Annotated in this window: 9 protein-coding genes; 3 read left to right on the plus strand and 6 right to left on the minus strand. The window is 70.5% G+C overall.

Annotated features, from left to right (window positions below; all coding sequences use genetic code 11):
• Positions 1-54: 54 nt before the first annotated feature.
• The gene (locus tag ACFWEJ_RS20170) at positions 55-2373 is read right to left on the minus strand and encodes an immune inhibitor A domain-containing protein (RefSeq protein WP_377230977.1); all 2319 of its coding nucleotides are present in this window, start codon (positions 2371-2373) and stop codon (positions 55-57) included.
• A gap of 257 nt (positions 2374-2630) precedes the next feature.
• On the opposite strand from ACFWEJ_RS20170, the gene ACFWEJ_RS20175 reads away from it, so the two are divergent.
• The gene (locus ACFWEJ_RS20175; protein WP_377230978.1) at positions 2631-3878 is read left to right on the plus strand and encodes an MFS transporter; all 1248 of its coding nucleotides are present in this window, start codon (positions 2631-2633) and stop codon (positions 3876-3878) included.
• Here ACFWEJ_RS20175 and ACFWEJ_RS20180 read toward each other — a convergent pair.
• Positions 3859-4416 (minus strand): septum formation family protein, encoded by a 558-nt coding sequence (locus ACFWEJ_RS20180; protein WP_377230979.1) that lies wholly within the window; start codon positions 4414-4416, stop codon positions 3859-3861. The genes ACFWEJ_RS20175 and ACFWEJ_RS20180 overlap by 20 nt on opposite strands.
• A 264-nt stretch (positions 4417-4680) precedes the next feature.
• On the opposite strand from ACFWEJ_RS20180, the gene ACFWEJ_RS20185 reads away from it, so the two are divergent.
• Positions 4681-6009 (plus strand): endonuclease/exonuclease/phosphatase family protein, encoded by a 1329-nt coding sequence (locus ACFWEJ_RS20185; protein WP_377230980.1) that lies wholly within the window; start codon positions 4681-4683, stop codon positions 6007-6009.
• A gap of 72 nt (positions 6010-6081) precedes the next feature.
• Here the strand turns inward: ACFWEJ_RS20185 and ACFWEJ_RS20190 are convergent, their stop codons facing one another.
• The 4 genes from ACFWEJ_RS20190 to ACFWEJ_RS20205 are packed head-to-tail and all read right to left on the minus strand — an operon-like array spanning position 6082 to position 10294.
• Complete coding sequence (locus ACFWEJ_RS20190; RefSeq protein WP_377230981.1) at positions 6082-6846, minus strand: ABC transporter ATP-binding protein; 765 nt, start codon at positions 6844-6846, stop codon at positions 6082-6084.
• Positions 6843-7865 carry an ABC transporter ATP-binding protein gene (locus ACFWEJ_RS20195; RefSeq protein WP_377230982.1) on the minus strand — a complete coding sequence of 341 codons (1023 nt, stop codon included), beginning with the start codon at positions 7863-7865 and terminating at the stop codon, positions 6843-6845. The genes ACFWEJ_RS20190 and ACFWEJ_RS20195 overlap by 4 nt, the downstream gene beginning before the upstream one ends.
• Entirely contained in the window at positions 7855-8844 is a 990-nt protein-coding gene (locus tag ACFWEJ_RS20200) for a branched-chain amino acid ABC transporter permease (RefSeq protein ID WP_377230983.1), read from the minus strand. The genes ACFWEJ_RS20195 and ACFWEJ_RS20200 overlap by 11 nt, the downstream gene beginning before the upstream one ends.
• A 13-nt stretch (positions 8845-8857) precedes the next feature.
• Positions 8858-10294: a branched-chain amino acid ABC transporter permease gene (locus ACFWEJ_RS20205; RefSeq protein ID WP_377230984.1), complete on the minus strand. Its 1437-nt coding sequence runs from the start codon at positions 10292-10294 to the stop codon at positions 8858-8860.
• A 315-nt stretch (positions 10295-10609) separates the two neighbouring features.
• Between ACFWEJ_RS20205 and ACFWEJ_RS20210 the strand changes: the two genes are divergently transcribed.
• Positions 10610-12805: a S9 family peptidase gene (locus ACFWEJ_RS20210; protein ID WP_377230985.1), complete on the plus strand. Its 2196-nt coding sequence runs from the start codon at positions 10610-10612 to the stop codon at positions 12803-12805.
• The last annotated feature ends 10 nt before the right edge of the window (positions 12806-12815 follow it).

Genomic DNA, 12815 nt, shown 5'->3' on the forward strand with positions numbered 1-12815 from the left:
CGCTCAGGTCACCCGAGGGACCTGAGCGTCTGACACGTTCGTGGTGGGAGGAGGTCAGTTGACCTGGATGGTCATGTGACCGTTCTTGCTGTCCTCCGTGAGCACCTTGATGGTGGTGCCGGTGCCGCCGACCTTGACCGAGTGGCCAGGGTTGTCGGTGTCGTAGTAGGCGAGCGGGTTGGTGTCGTCGAACGTCGAGACGGCCTTCTGCTTGCCCAGCCGCAGCGTGGTCAGCGACGTGGCCGACACCTCACGGTGCAGCGACAGCGCGTCCGTCTTCTGCAGGCCGAACGTGGCGTCGAACGACTGGATGCGGTTGCGGGCGATGGTGCCGTCCGACCACTTCAGCGCCTTGGCGCGGGCGTCGATCGGCAGGGCCTGGCCGCCACCCTGGTGCTGCGACGTGTTGTTGTCGCCGAACCGGCTGTTCACGTACCAGACCAGCAGGCCGTCCTGGTACGGGTAGTGCTCCACCTTGTTGCTGTTGGTGAAGCCCCAGCCGAAGTTGTACGGGCCCGTCTTCAGCGTGGCGTCGTACCCGCCGTACACGCGGTTCTCGGCCACGTAGTAGTGCTGGTAGGTGACCTCGTAGGCGCCGTCGGCGCCGACCGGCACGAAGCCGTCGACGGTCCAGTCGGCGGTATCCGTGAAGTCCTCGGTCAGCGCGTCGCCCACGGCGACGTCGTCGACCGCGAAGCCGGCCTCGTTGGTGCCGCCGTCGCTGGAGTAGCGGAACCGGACCTGCGCCGTCTGGCCGGCGTAGTCCGCCAGGTCGGCGGTCAGGTCCACCCAGGCGCCGTCCGAGCTGCCGGTGATGCCGGAGCCCGGGTTGGTGCCGTTCGGGTCCGTGTCCGTCGACAGGTTGTTCGCCAGCGCGGTCCAGGTGGAGCCGCCGTCCGTCGAGATCTCGGCGAACGCGTAGTCGAAGTCCACCTCGATGTCGTACTGCACCTTGGCGGTCAGCGAGGCGCCGGCCGGCACGGTGAACGACGGCGAGGCGATCGTGTTGTTCAGGTCGTTGCCGGTACCCGAGTAGACGAACTCGCCGTCGAACGGCGCGATGCCGTACTTCTCGCCCAGGTCCTCCCGCGCGACGCCGTCCGGCAGGTTCACGATCGCCGCCTGCGCGCGCGTCGTGGCGTGGAACGACGGGCCGAGCTTGATGCGCTCGGTCTCGCCCGGCTCCACCGTCTCGTAGTCGAGCCAGCCCAGGAAGAGCTTCTCGGTGGCGCCCATGTGGTTCGGCGTGGTGCCGATGGTGCCGTCGCCGTGGCCCATCCACGAGCCGGAGCTCATGAGGTTCCAGTAGCCCGTGCCGTTCTCGCCACCCGCGGTGTCGTAGTAGTCCGGCAGGCCGAGGTCGTGGCCGAACTCGTGCGCGAACACGCCGAGGCCACCGTTCTCCGGCTCCGTGGTGTAGTCGCGGATCCAGAGGTCGGAGTCACCGATCTTGATGCCGCCGAGCTTCGGGAAGTCGGCCGGGCCGTCCGAGCCGAGGCCGCCCTGGTTGACCGCCCAGCGGTGCGACCAGATGGCCTCCTCGGGCGCTCCGGCCTCCTCGCCCTCGCCGGCGTGGATCGCCTGGAAGTGGTCGATGTAGCCGTCGGGCTCGGCGGTGATGCCGTCGCCGTCCATGTCGTAGCGGTCCCAGACGTCGAACGACTTCAGGTACGCGTCGATCTCCTCGGCGGACTTGCCCGCCGCGACCTGCTGGTCGTACCAGGCGTTCGCGCTGTCCTGGACGAACCGCGTCATGTCCGTGCCGGACTCCGTGGTGCCGTAGGAGGCCGTGCTGTAGGGCACGGTCACCCAGTCGGACACGTCGCCCTGGAGGTCGAACCGGCCCGACGACATCTCGTCGTAGACGCCGGCGAACGACTCACCGTCCTGGTCCTCCAGGCCGGTGAAGAACATCTCCTGGTAGTGCTCGCGCGAGAAGTCGGACTCCCAGTAGGTGGAGTTGTCGCTCCGCACCGGCTCCGGGATCTCGTTGTGCGCCGGGCCAGCGGTCGAGTCCGGGTAGCGCTCGTCGGTCTGGTCGCCGAAGTCGACCAGGATGCTGAAGAGCTGCGCGGTCTCCTCGACGCCGTACTCGACGTACTCGCGCGGAGAGATCTCCACGACCTTGGACTTGTGCTTGCCCGACCCGCGCGTCTCGACCTTCGCCTGGCCGGTCGCGACCATGTCGACGGCGATCTGCCGCTTCTCGGTCTGCTTCTCCGCGAGGGCGTCCGGACGGTTGTCCTCCTTGGCGGGTGCTGCCTGCTGCGGCGGCTCCTCGACCGGTGGCGCCGCGGACGCGGTGATCGGCACGACGGCGGCCGAGAGCAGCAATGCTGCTCCCGCACCGACCGCACAGAGACGTGAGTTCATGTTTCCTCCGTGAAGAGAGCTGCGTCCGGGACGAGGAGGTGGTGCGTACGGGCCCCGGACCTGCTGGACACCTTTGTCCACGGAGGAGGAAACCAGGGAAATATTACGACAATGTTGCCTAGGACACAGTTCTGGTTCAGAACGTATGCCGGGAATGGGCTCGTAGAATCGGTTCGAGGCCGCGTACTTTGGTCGATGTCCGCCGGGCCGGCTCGTCGTCCGGGTGAGCCCACGCCCGTCGACCCGCCGGAGACCACATGACCGCGAACAGCCCTGCCGCCGCAGCGGCCTTTGCCGCACCCCCGGTGGACCAGCGCCGCGCGGCCATCGCGCTGATCGCGCTCTCGGTGAGCGCCTTCACCTTCGTGACGGCGGAGAACCTCCCGGGCGGCCTGCTCACCCTCATCGCCCCCGACCTGGGCCGCAGCACGTCCGAGGTGGGGCTGCTGGTCACGGCGTACGCCGCCGTCGTCGTGCTCGCTTCGCTGCCCCTGTCGCGCCTGACCCGCCGGTTCCCGCGCCGCTGGGTGCTGGCGGCGACCACCGCGGTGTGCACCGTCGGGACGCTGTGGTCGGCGGTCGCCGCCGGCTACGCGGACCTGATGGCCGCGCGCATGGTCACAGCGCTGGGCCAAGCGCTGTTCTGGTCGGTCGTCACGCCGGCCGCCGCGAGCCTGTTCGCCCCCGCCGTCCGCGGCAAGATGATCGCGCGCCTCGCCATCGGCAACTCGCTCGCCCCGCTGCTCGGCGTGCCGCTCGGCACCTGGGTGGGCCAGCAGGCGGGCTGGCGCACCGCGTTCCTCGTCTTCTCCGTGGTGAGCCTGCTGGCGTGCCTCGCGATGGCGATCGCCATGCCGGACGTCGACGCCGAGCAGAGCGGCACCGCAACCGGCACGCACCCCAGCATGCGCCGCTTCGTCGTGCTCATGGTGGTCACGGTGCTGCTCGTGACGGGAGGGTTCATGATGATCACGTTCGTCACCCAGTTCCTGCTGGAGACGGCGGGGTTCCCCGACCGGTACCTGAGCGCGCTGCTGCTGGCCCAGGGCGCCGCGGGCCTGGCGGGGACGCTGCTCATCGGCCAGGTGCTCGACAAGCGGCCGTGGCAGACGGTGCTCGTGGCGCTCGGCGGGCTGACCGGCGCGCTGTTGCTGCTCTGGGCACTGGGCCACGTCCCGGCCGTCGCCCTGGCCGGCCTGGCGCTGTTCGGCCTCGCGTTCAGCGCGATCCCGCCGGCCCTGTCGTTCCTGTCCATGCAGGTCGCCCCGGGCGCCACCGAGTCGGCGACCGCGATCTCGAGCTCGGTGTTCAACATCGGGATCGGCGGCGGGGCGGCGCTCGGGGCGCTCGTGGTGGCCACGGTGGGCATCGACACGGTGCCCCTGTTCGGGGCGTTCTTCGTGCTCGTCGCGCTCGTGGTCGTCGCGATCGACGTGCGGGTCGCGGCCCGCCGGACCGCGACGCCGCACGCCGATGTGCCGGGAGTTACTTCGCGACGCCCTTGAGGCTGCCCGTGAACGGCTCCTCGGAGCTGATGATGCACTGCAGGGAGCGGTCGTTCAGCTGGTCCCAGGTGGCCTGGGTCGGGTAGAAGCCGGTGTAGCCGTAGACGGACTCGTCGTAGGAGACGCCCACGAACTTCTCGAACTCGTCGTAGCACCACTCGTCGAACTTCTTCGACATGGCCTCGTCGCCCGGGTACTCGGCGTCGTCCATGATGAGCTCGGCGTAGACCTCACCGGTGTGCTCCTCGGCGCACGGCACCACGGGCACCGACTCGACCTCGAAGTCCTCGCCCTCCGCGGACTCGCCGTAACCGTCGAGCGCCTCCAGGTCGATGCAGTCGCCCTTCAGGATCTCGAAGGCGTCCGCGTCGGCGGAGGCGGTGATCTCGCCGCCCGGCTCGTCACGCGGGGCCTCGCCGCTCGACAGGATCCCGTCGAGGACCGAGCAGCCGGAGAGCAGGGTCAGCGAGACGGTCGCTGCGGCCGCGGCGGCCAGCAGCCGGGCGGGACGGCGGGCGGGACGGAGGGTGCGGATCATCAAGTTCTTCCTTTGGGTTCGGCACGACGGCGGACGCCCTCGCCGCGGCCACCTCCGGCCGCCCCGGAAAACTACCGTCTCGAACGTCCGTACTGGTGGCGAGCGCACAACGATTCGATCACGGCCCGCAGGGCGGCCTCCGCCCCGGCCCGCGGCACCGCGCCGGCGGGGCTGTTCACGCGTCGTTCACCCGCACGAGCGGGCGCCGTCCTACGGTGTCTGACGCGGACCACCCGCGCACGACACCCCGACGAAGGAGCAGTCATGCGAGCCAGCACCCCCTCGCGCCTGACCGGCGCGGCCGCGGCAGCGGCCCTGCTGGCCGGGGCCTTCCTCGCCTCGGCGAGCACGGCCTCGGCGGGCACCACACCGACCGGTCCGACGCCGGACGGCGGCCCGGCGGCGACGTCGGCCGGGCACGACCGGAACCACGCCACGCCCCGGACCCTGCGCGCCGCGACCTACAACCTGTCGCTCAACCGCGCGACCGAGGGCGAGCTCGTCGCCGACCTGTCCACGGGCGACGACGTCCAGGCGGCGACGGTGGCCGAGGTGATCCAGCACGCGAACCCGGACGTCGTGCTGCTCAACGAGTTCGACTACTCGGGCGACGCCGACCCCTACGCCGCGGCCGACCTGTTCCGCGAGAACTACCTGGAGGTGCCGCAGGGCACGGGCAAGCCGGTCGAGTACCCGTACGCGTTCGTCGCGCCGTCGAACACCGGGATCCCGAGCGGGTTCGACCTGAACAACGACGGGACCGTCGGGGGCGGCGACGACGCGCTCGGGTTCGGCCTCTTCCCGGGGCAGTACGGCATGGTCGTGCTGTCCAAGTACCCGATCCAGCACCGCGACGTCCGCACGTTCCAGGACTTCAGGTGGCAGGACATGCCGGGCGCGCTCCTGCCGGACGACCCCGCCACCGCCGCCCCCGCCGACTGGTACTCGGCCGAGGAGCTGGCGGTGCTGCCGCTGTCGTCCAAGTCGCACTGGGACGTGCCGGTCCGCGTGGGTCGCGAGACGGTGCACGTGCTGGCCGCGCACCCGACCCCGCCGTCGTTCGACGGCGCCGAGGACCGCAACGGCCTGCGCAACCACGACGAGATCCGGTTCTGGGCGGACTACGTGCGCGGCGGCCGTACGGCTCGCTACGTGTACGACGACGAGGGCCGGCGCGGCGGGCTGCGGCCCGGTTCGTCGTTCGTGATCGTGGGCGACTACAACGCCGACCCGCTCGACGGCGACTCCGCCACGGGTGACGACGGCGTCCCGGCGATCGACCAGCTCCTGCGCCACCCGCGCATCACCGACCCGCGGCCGACGTCGGCGGGCGCCCCGGAGGCCTCGGCGCTGCAGGCCGGCGCGAACCTGACCCACGAGGGCGACCCGGCCCTCGACACGGCCGACTTCGCCGACACGACGCCGGGCAACCTCCGCGTCGACTACGTGCTCCCGTCGCGCGACCTGCGCGTCCGCGGCGCGGGTGTGTTCTGGCCGGCCGCGGCCGACCCGCTGTCCCGGCTCACGGGCGTCTACCCGTTCCCGAGCAGCGACCACCGCCTCACCTGGACCGACGTCAAGCTGCCGAAGTAGAACTGCAGCGAGATAGAACTCTGGCGTACCCCCTGATCAGGAGGTACGCCAGAGTTCTGTCGGCGGAGCGGGTCAGGACGCCTTGTCGACGTCCTCCGCCAGGGTGCCCAGGTAGAGCGAGATGACCTTCGGGTCGGACTGCAGCTCCTTGCCCGTCCCCGTGTACGCGTCCTTGCCCTGGTCCAGCACGTACCCGCGGTCGCAGATCTGCAGGCAGCGCCGGGCGTTCTGCTCGACCATGACCACGGACACGCCCGCCTTGTTGATCATCCGGGTGCGCAGGAACGTCTCGTCCTGACGCACCGGCGACAGCCCGGCGGACGGCTCGTCGAGGAGCAGCACCGACGGGTTCATCATCAGCGCGCGGGCCATGGCGACCATCTGCCGCTCACCGCCCGACATGGCGCCCGCCCGCTGCGCGCGCCGCTCCCCGAGGGTGGGGAACAGGTCGGTGATGAACTCGAACCGCTCGGCGAACGCCTTGGGCCGCAGGTACACGCCCATCCGCATGTTCTCCTCGACGGTGAGCGAGGGGAACACGTTGTTGTTCTGCGGCACGAACCCGACACCCTGCGACACGAGGGTGTTCGCCTTCTGGTTGGTGATCTCCTTGCCGCCCAGGGTCACGTTGCCGGAGCGGACGTGGACCAGGCCGAACAGAGCCTTCAGCAGCGTCGACTTGCCGGCGCCGTTGGGGCCGATGATGCCCACGAGCTCGCCCTTGGCGACCTCCAGGTTGCACCCGTTCAGGATGTTCACGCCCGGCAGGTACCCGGCCACGATGTCGGTCGCCTTGAGCAGGATCTCCCGCTTCTCGGTCTTGGCCGCGTCGTTCATCGCTTCTCCTCCTCGGCCTCGAGCCGGGCCAGCACTGCGGGGTCGAGCAGCGAGTCGTCCCCGAGGTCGGTGTCGTGGTGCGCACCCAGGTAGGCGTCGACGACGGCCTGGTCCTGCATGACGGACTTGGGCGGCCCCTCGGCGACGATCTTGCCCTCGGCCATGACCACCACCCAGTCGGAGATGTGCCGCACGGCGTGCATGTCGTGCTCGACGAACAGCACGGTCATGCCGTCGTCCCGCAGCGCCTGGATGTGGTGCAGCAGCGACTGGACCAGCGCCGGGTTCACGCCGGCCATCGGCTCGTCGAGCATGATCATGGTCGGGTCCGTCATCAGGGCCCGCGCCATCTCCAGGAGCTTGCGCTGACCGCCCGACAGCGAGCCCGCGAAGTCGTCCTTCTTGGCGTCGAGCTTGAACCGCGCCAGGATCTCGAGCGCCTTCTCGGTGTTGCGCTTCTCGGTGCCCGCCCACAGCGGCTTCACCAGGGAGCCGAACAGGTTCTCGCCCGGGTTGTCCATCGCGGCCAGCAGCATGTTCTGCAGCACCGTCAGGCGGGAGAGCGCCTTGGTGAGCTGGAACGTGCGAACCATGCCGTTGCGCGCCACCTTGGCGGCGCTGACGCCGCCCAGCGACCTGCCCTCGAAGGACCACGAGCCCTGGTTGGGCTTGTCGAAGCCCGTGAGCAGGTTGAAGAAGGTCGTCTTGCCGGCACCGTTCGGGCCGATGAGGGCCGTGATGACCCCGCGCTGGACCTCCAGGTGGTCCACGTCGACGGCGGTCATGCCGCCGAACCGGCGCTGCACGTCGTCGACGAGCAGGATCGGGTCCGGCTTGCTCACGCCGACCTTCGGCTCGACCGCGGCCAGGACGTGCTCCGCGGCCTTCGCGGCCTCGGTGTCGCTGCGCTCGACGGTGTCGAGCGCCTCGACGGTGCTCGCCGGCACGTCGGTCGCCTCGTCCGCCTCGGGCACGTCGGTCACCTCGGCCACCTTGTTCTCGGTCGTCTCATCGGACATCGAAGGCGAGCTCCTTCTTGTTCCCCAGGATTCCTTGTGGGCGGAAGATGACGAGCAGCATGAGGGTCACGCCGACGAGCAGACCACCGATCTGCTCCACCATCGTGGCCGTCACCACGCCTTCCAGACCCTCGCGCATACCCGCGCGGAGCAACATGTAGACCGCATAAAAGAGCATGGACCCCAGGACGGGACCGAACAAGGTGGCAGCGCCGCCGAGCAGCAGGACCGTCCACGCGAAGAACGTCAGCGAACGTCCCATGGCGTCGGGCGCGACCGACCTGGGCAGCACATACAGCATGCCGGCGAGCGAACCGCACATGCCGCCGAGCACCAGCGCCTGCATCTTGTAGGAGAAGACGTTCTTGCCCAGTGCGCGGACGGCGTCCTCGTCCTCACGGATGCCCTTGAGCACGCGGCCCCACGGGCTGCGCGTGAGGAGCCAGACGAAGAGGACGGCGATGAGCACCACGGCCCACGCGAACAGACGGGTCCACCACGAGTCGGAGCCCGTGAACACGTACTCGAGCGGACCGAACGCGCCACGCTCGGGCGCCGCCGGCAGGAACGACAGCTCCTGGAACGTCGCCTTGAACGAGCCACCCGTGAGCCCCGCCGCGCCGCCGGTCCATTCCTGGAAGACGGTGGCACGGCCGAGCATTCGGATGATCTCTGCGGCCGAGATGGTCACGATCGCGAGGTAGTCGCCACGCAGCTGGAGCGTGGGTGCGCCGAGGATGAGCGCGAACAGCGCGCCCGCCGCGAGCGAGATGAGCAGGGCCAGCCAGAACGGCGCGCCCGAGATCGTGGCGATGCCGAAGCCGTAGGCGCCCAGCAGCATGAAGCCTGCCTGCCCCATGTTGAGGAGGCCGGTGAACCCGAAGTGCAGGTTGAGGCCGATGGCGGCCAGCGCGATGGCGGCCGTCGTCGGAGCGATGAGCTCGGCGAGCGCCTGGGTGAGGATGCGGCTCAGTTCCATGATGGTTCTCCTTTCAGCCGATCCGCTCGGCGCGGCCGAGCAGGCCCTGCGGCCTGAACAGCAGCACGAGGATGAGGATCACGAGTGCCGAGGCGTAGCGCAGGTCGCTCGGCATTCCGGGGATGAGGGTGGACATCTCGACGACGAGGCCGATCACGAGGGAGCCGAGCAGGGCGCCGTAGGCCGTGCCCAGGCCACCGAGGGTGACGGCGGCGAACATCAGGAGCAGCAGCAGCATGCCGAGCGACCAGTTGAACGAGCCGAACGAGACGGCCAGCAGCATGCCCGCCAGGCCGGCGAAGCCGGTGGACATGGTCCACACGACGCGGATGATGCGGTCCGGGTTGATGCCGGTGGCCGCCGCGAGCGCCGTGTTGTCCGAGACGGCGCGGGTGGCGCGGCCGGTCCGGGTGCGGGTGAGGAACCAGCCGATGAAGAAGATCACGACGACCGCGACGAGCATCGAGATCCACGAGGCGGTGCTGAGCGTGATGCCCGCGATCTCCAGGGGCTTCGGGTTCTGCGGCAGGACGCGGTGCGACCGGCCGCCGATGACCATCTGGATGGCGTACTGCAGCGCCAGCGACAGGCCGATGGTCACGATCATCATCTGCGTGACCGGTGTGCCGCGCCGTCGCAACGGTGCCCAAATGGCGGCGTCCTGCAGCCAGCCGGTGGCGGCGCAGGCGACGATCACCAGGATCACCGTGAGCCAGATGGGCAGGTGCAGCCAGTTGATGCCGATGAAGCCGAACATGGCGCCCAGCGTCACCTGCTCGCCGTGCGAGAAGCTCGACAGGCCGGTCGTGCCGTAGATGAGGCTGATGCCCACCGAGGCCAGGGCGAGCAGCAGGCCGAACCGGATGCCGGAGCCGAACTGCTGCCAGATCTGCTGGAGGGACGGTCCGCCGCCACCGGTGGCGGCGGAGCCCGCTCCGCCGAGGCCCTCGTCCCCGGCGGCCGGGGCGGACGCCGCGTCCGTGGGCTGGCCCTCGCCCGGGGCGGTGGTGGCGCCCCCGCTGGGTTCGGCGCTCTCGGGGGGCGTGGTGCCCAACCGGAACGCCGCGCGCGCGGAGCTACCGGTCTGTGCCGTGACCTGCAGCTCGGTGGCGTCCGGGAAGAGTCCGTCCGGGACGGTCTCCTCGTCGAGGGTCAGCGTGTAGGTACCGACCTGCGGCACCTCCACGGACGCCGGCCCCTCCTGGGTGCTGGTCACATCTGTCTCGAACCCCGCGCCGGAGATGGTCACGCCCACGTCGGGGACGGGGTTGTTCTCCGCGTCCAGGACGATCGCCACGACGCAGGCGGTCGTGTCGTCGGGTGTGCAGTCGGCGGGTGCGGCGGCAGCCATCGCAGGTGCCGCGACGATCACGGCCGGGATGGCCGCGGCCGCGAGCGTGGCCAGCAGCCTGCGCGCGGCCGTCGCGAGGTTCGGTCGGTCGGCTGTCATCTGCCGGGTCCTCCGTCGGTTCTGGTGTGTGGTGCTCCGAGGTCTCGGTGCCTACGACACCAGCATGATTCAGTCCTGCTTAACCAGGCCTGCATCAAACTGATGCCATCGGCGTGCGGCGAGTGTAGCCGTGCCATGTGTCACTCGTTACACCCGTGGGTCACACCCTGGTCACGGAGTGACCTGGTCGAGGGCAGGAGGAGGGCGCGGAACGCCCCCTCGCCAGGGCGTCGTCACGGTTAGGCTGACGCGGTGTCCGACGACGCCCTGACTCCCCCAGCGGCCGCCCCCGCGGCCGATCGACCGACCGGTTCCGTGCGGGTCCTTCCACCCACCGAACCACCCTTCACCGTGCGCCGCCCCCGGGAGCGCACCTTCCACGGCGACACCTTCACCGACGACTACGAGTGGCTCCGCGACAAGGAGGATCCCGAGGTCGTCGCGCACCTGGAGGCGCAGAACGCCTGGACGCTCGACCGTCAGGAGCACCTGGCGCCGCTGCGGCAAACCCTGTTCGACGAGATCAAGGGCCGCACCCTCGAGACCGACCTCTCGGTCCCCGCGCGCGACGGCGACTGGTGGTACTACGCCCGCACGGTCGAGGGCCAGCAGTACCCGATCCACGCGCGGTACCCCGTCGCCGGCCCGGACGACTGGACGCCCCGCGTGCTCGAGCCCGGGCAGCCCGTGCCGGGCGAGCAGGTCATGCTGGACCAGAACGCCGAGGCCGAGGGGCACGAGTTCTTCGCCCTGGGCTCGCTCGACGTCTCCGACGACGGCACCCGCCTGCTGTACGCGACCGACACCGCGGGCGACGAGCGCTACACGCTGCGGGTCCGCGACCTGGCCACGGGCGAGGACCTCCGCGACGAGGTGCGCGACACCGCGCCCGGCGCCATGTTCACCCCCGACGGCGAGCACGTCTTCTACCTGACCGTGGACGACGCCTGGCGGCCCTGGCGCGTCTGGCGGCACCAGCTGGGTGCCCCCGGCTCCGACGACGTGCTGGTCTTCGAGGAGCCCGACGAGCGGTACTGGGTGGGCGTGGGCCTGTCCCGGTCCAAGAAGTACCTGCAGATCGAGCTCGGCTCCAAGGTGACGAGCGAGTCGTGGCTGCTGGAGGCCGACGACCCGACGGGCGAGTTCCGCGTCGTCTGGCCGCGCCGCGAGGGCGTCGAGTACTCGGTGGAGCACGCCGTGCTGCCGGCCTCGGCCGGCGCCGGCGAGCCCGAGGACACGCTGCTGATCCTGCACAACAAGGACGCGCTGAACTTCGAGCTGGTCGCCTCGCCCGTCCCGGCACGCGGCGAGACGGTCGCCCCGGAGGCGGCCACCGTCGTCGTGCCGCACGACCCGGAGGTGCGGCTGGAGGGCGTGAGCGCCAGCGAGCGCTACGCGGTGCTCTACTACCGCCGCGGGGCGATCTCCCGCTCGGCAGTGCTCCAGCTCCCGGCGAGCGGCCCGGTGACCTGGGACTTCCAGGAGATCTCGTTCGGCCAGCCGCTGGAGTCCGTGGGCGCGGGCGTGGGCGTGTGGGAGCAGCCCAACCTCAAGGTGGGCTACACGTCGTTCGTCACCCCGTCGTCGCTCTACCTGTACGACGTCGCCTCCGGCGAGCGCACGCTGCTCAAGCAGCAGCCGGTGCTCGGCGGCTACGACGCCGGCGACTACGACCAGCGCCGGGAGTGGGCCGTGGCCGAGGACGGCACGCGCGTGCCGATCTCGCTCGTCTGGCGCAAGGACAAGGTGCGGTTCGCCGACTCGTCCGGCCCGGCCGAACCGGCCCCCGCCGAGCCCGCTCCCCTGCTCCTGTACGGGTACGGCGCGTACGAGTACTCGATCGACCCGTACTTCTCGATCGCCCGCCTGAGCCTGCTCGACCGCGGCGTCGTCTTCGCCGTCGCGCACGTCCGGGGCGGCGGCGAGATGGGCCGCTCCTGGTACGACGACGGCAAGCTGGCCGCGAAGCGCAACACGTTCACCGACTTCGTGGCCTGCGGCCGCCACCTCGTCGCCACCGGCTGGACGGCGTCCGACCGCATGGTGGCCGACGGCGGCAGCGCCGGCGGGCTGCTCGTCGGCGCGGCCACCAACCTGGCGCCCGAGCTGTTCGCCGGGGTGCTGGCCGGGGTGCCGTTCGTCGACGCGCTGACGTCGATGCTCGACCCGACGCTGCCGCTGACCGTCACCGAGCGCGACGAGTGGGGCGACCCGCTGAACGACCCCGAGGTGTACGCGTACATGCGCTCGTACACGCCGTACGAGAACGTGGCCGACGACGCCGCGCACTACCCGCGCGTGCTCGCCACCACGAGCTTCAACGACACCCGCGTGCTGTACGTGGAGCCGGCCAAGTGGGTGGCCCGGCTGCAGGCCGCGGGGGCGCCGGCGATGCTCAAGATCGAGATGTCGGCCGGGCACGGCGGCGTCTCGGGGCGCTACTCCGCCTGGGAGCAGGTGGCGTTCGAGCACGCCTGGACGCTGGACGTGCTGGGCCTGGCCGGCCTCTGAGAACTCAGAG

Origin of the sequence: Promicromonospora sp. NPDC060204 (assembly GCF_042728455.1) — a bacterium.
Lineage (GTDB): Bacteria > Actinomycetota > Actinomycetes > Actinomycetales > Cellulomonadaceae > Promicromonospora.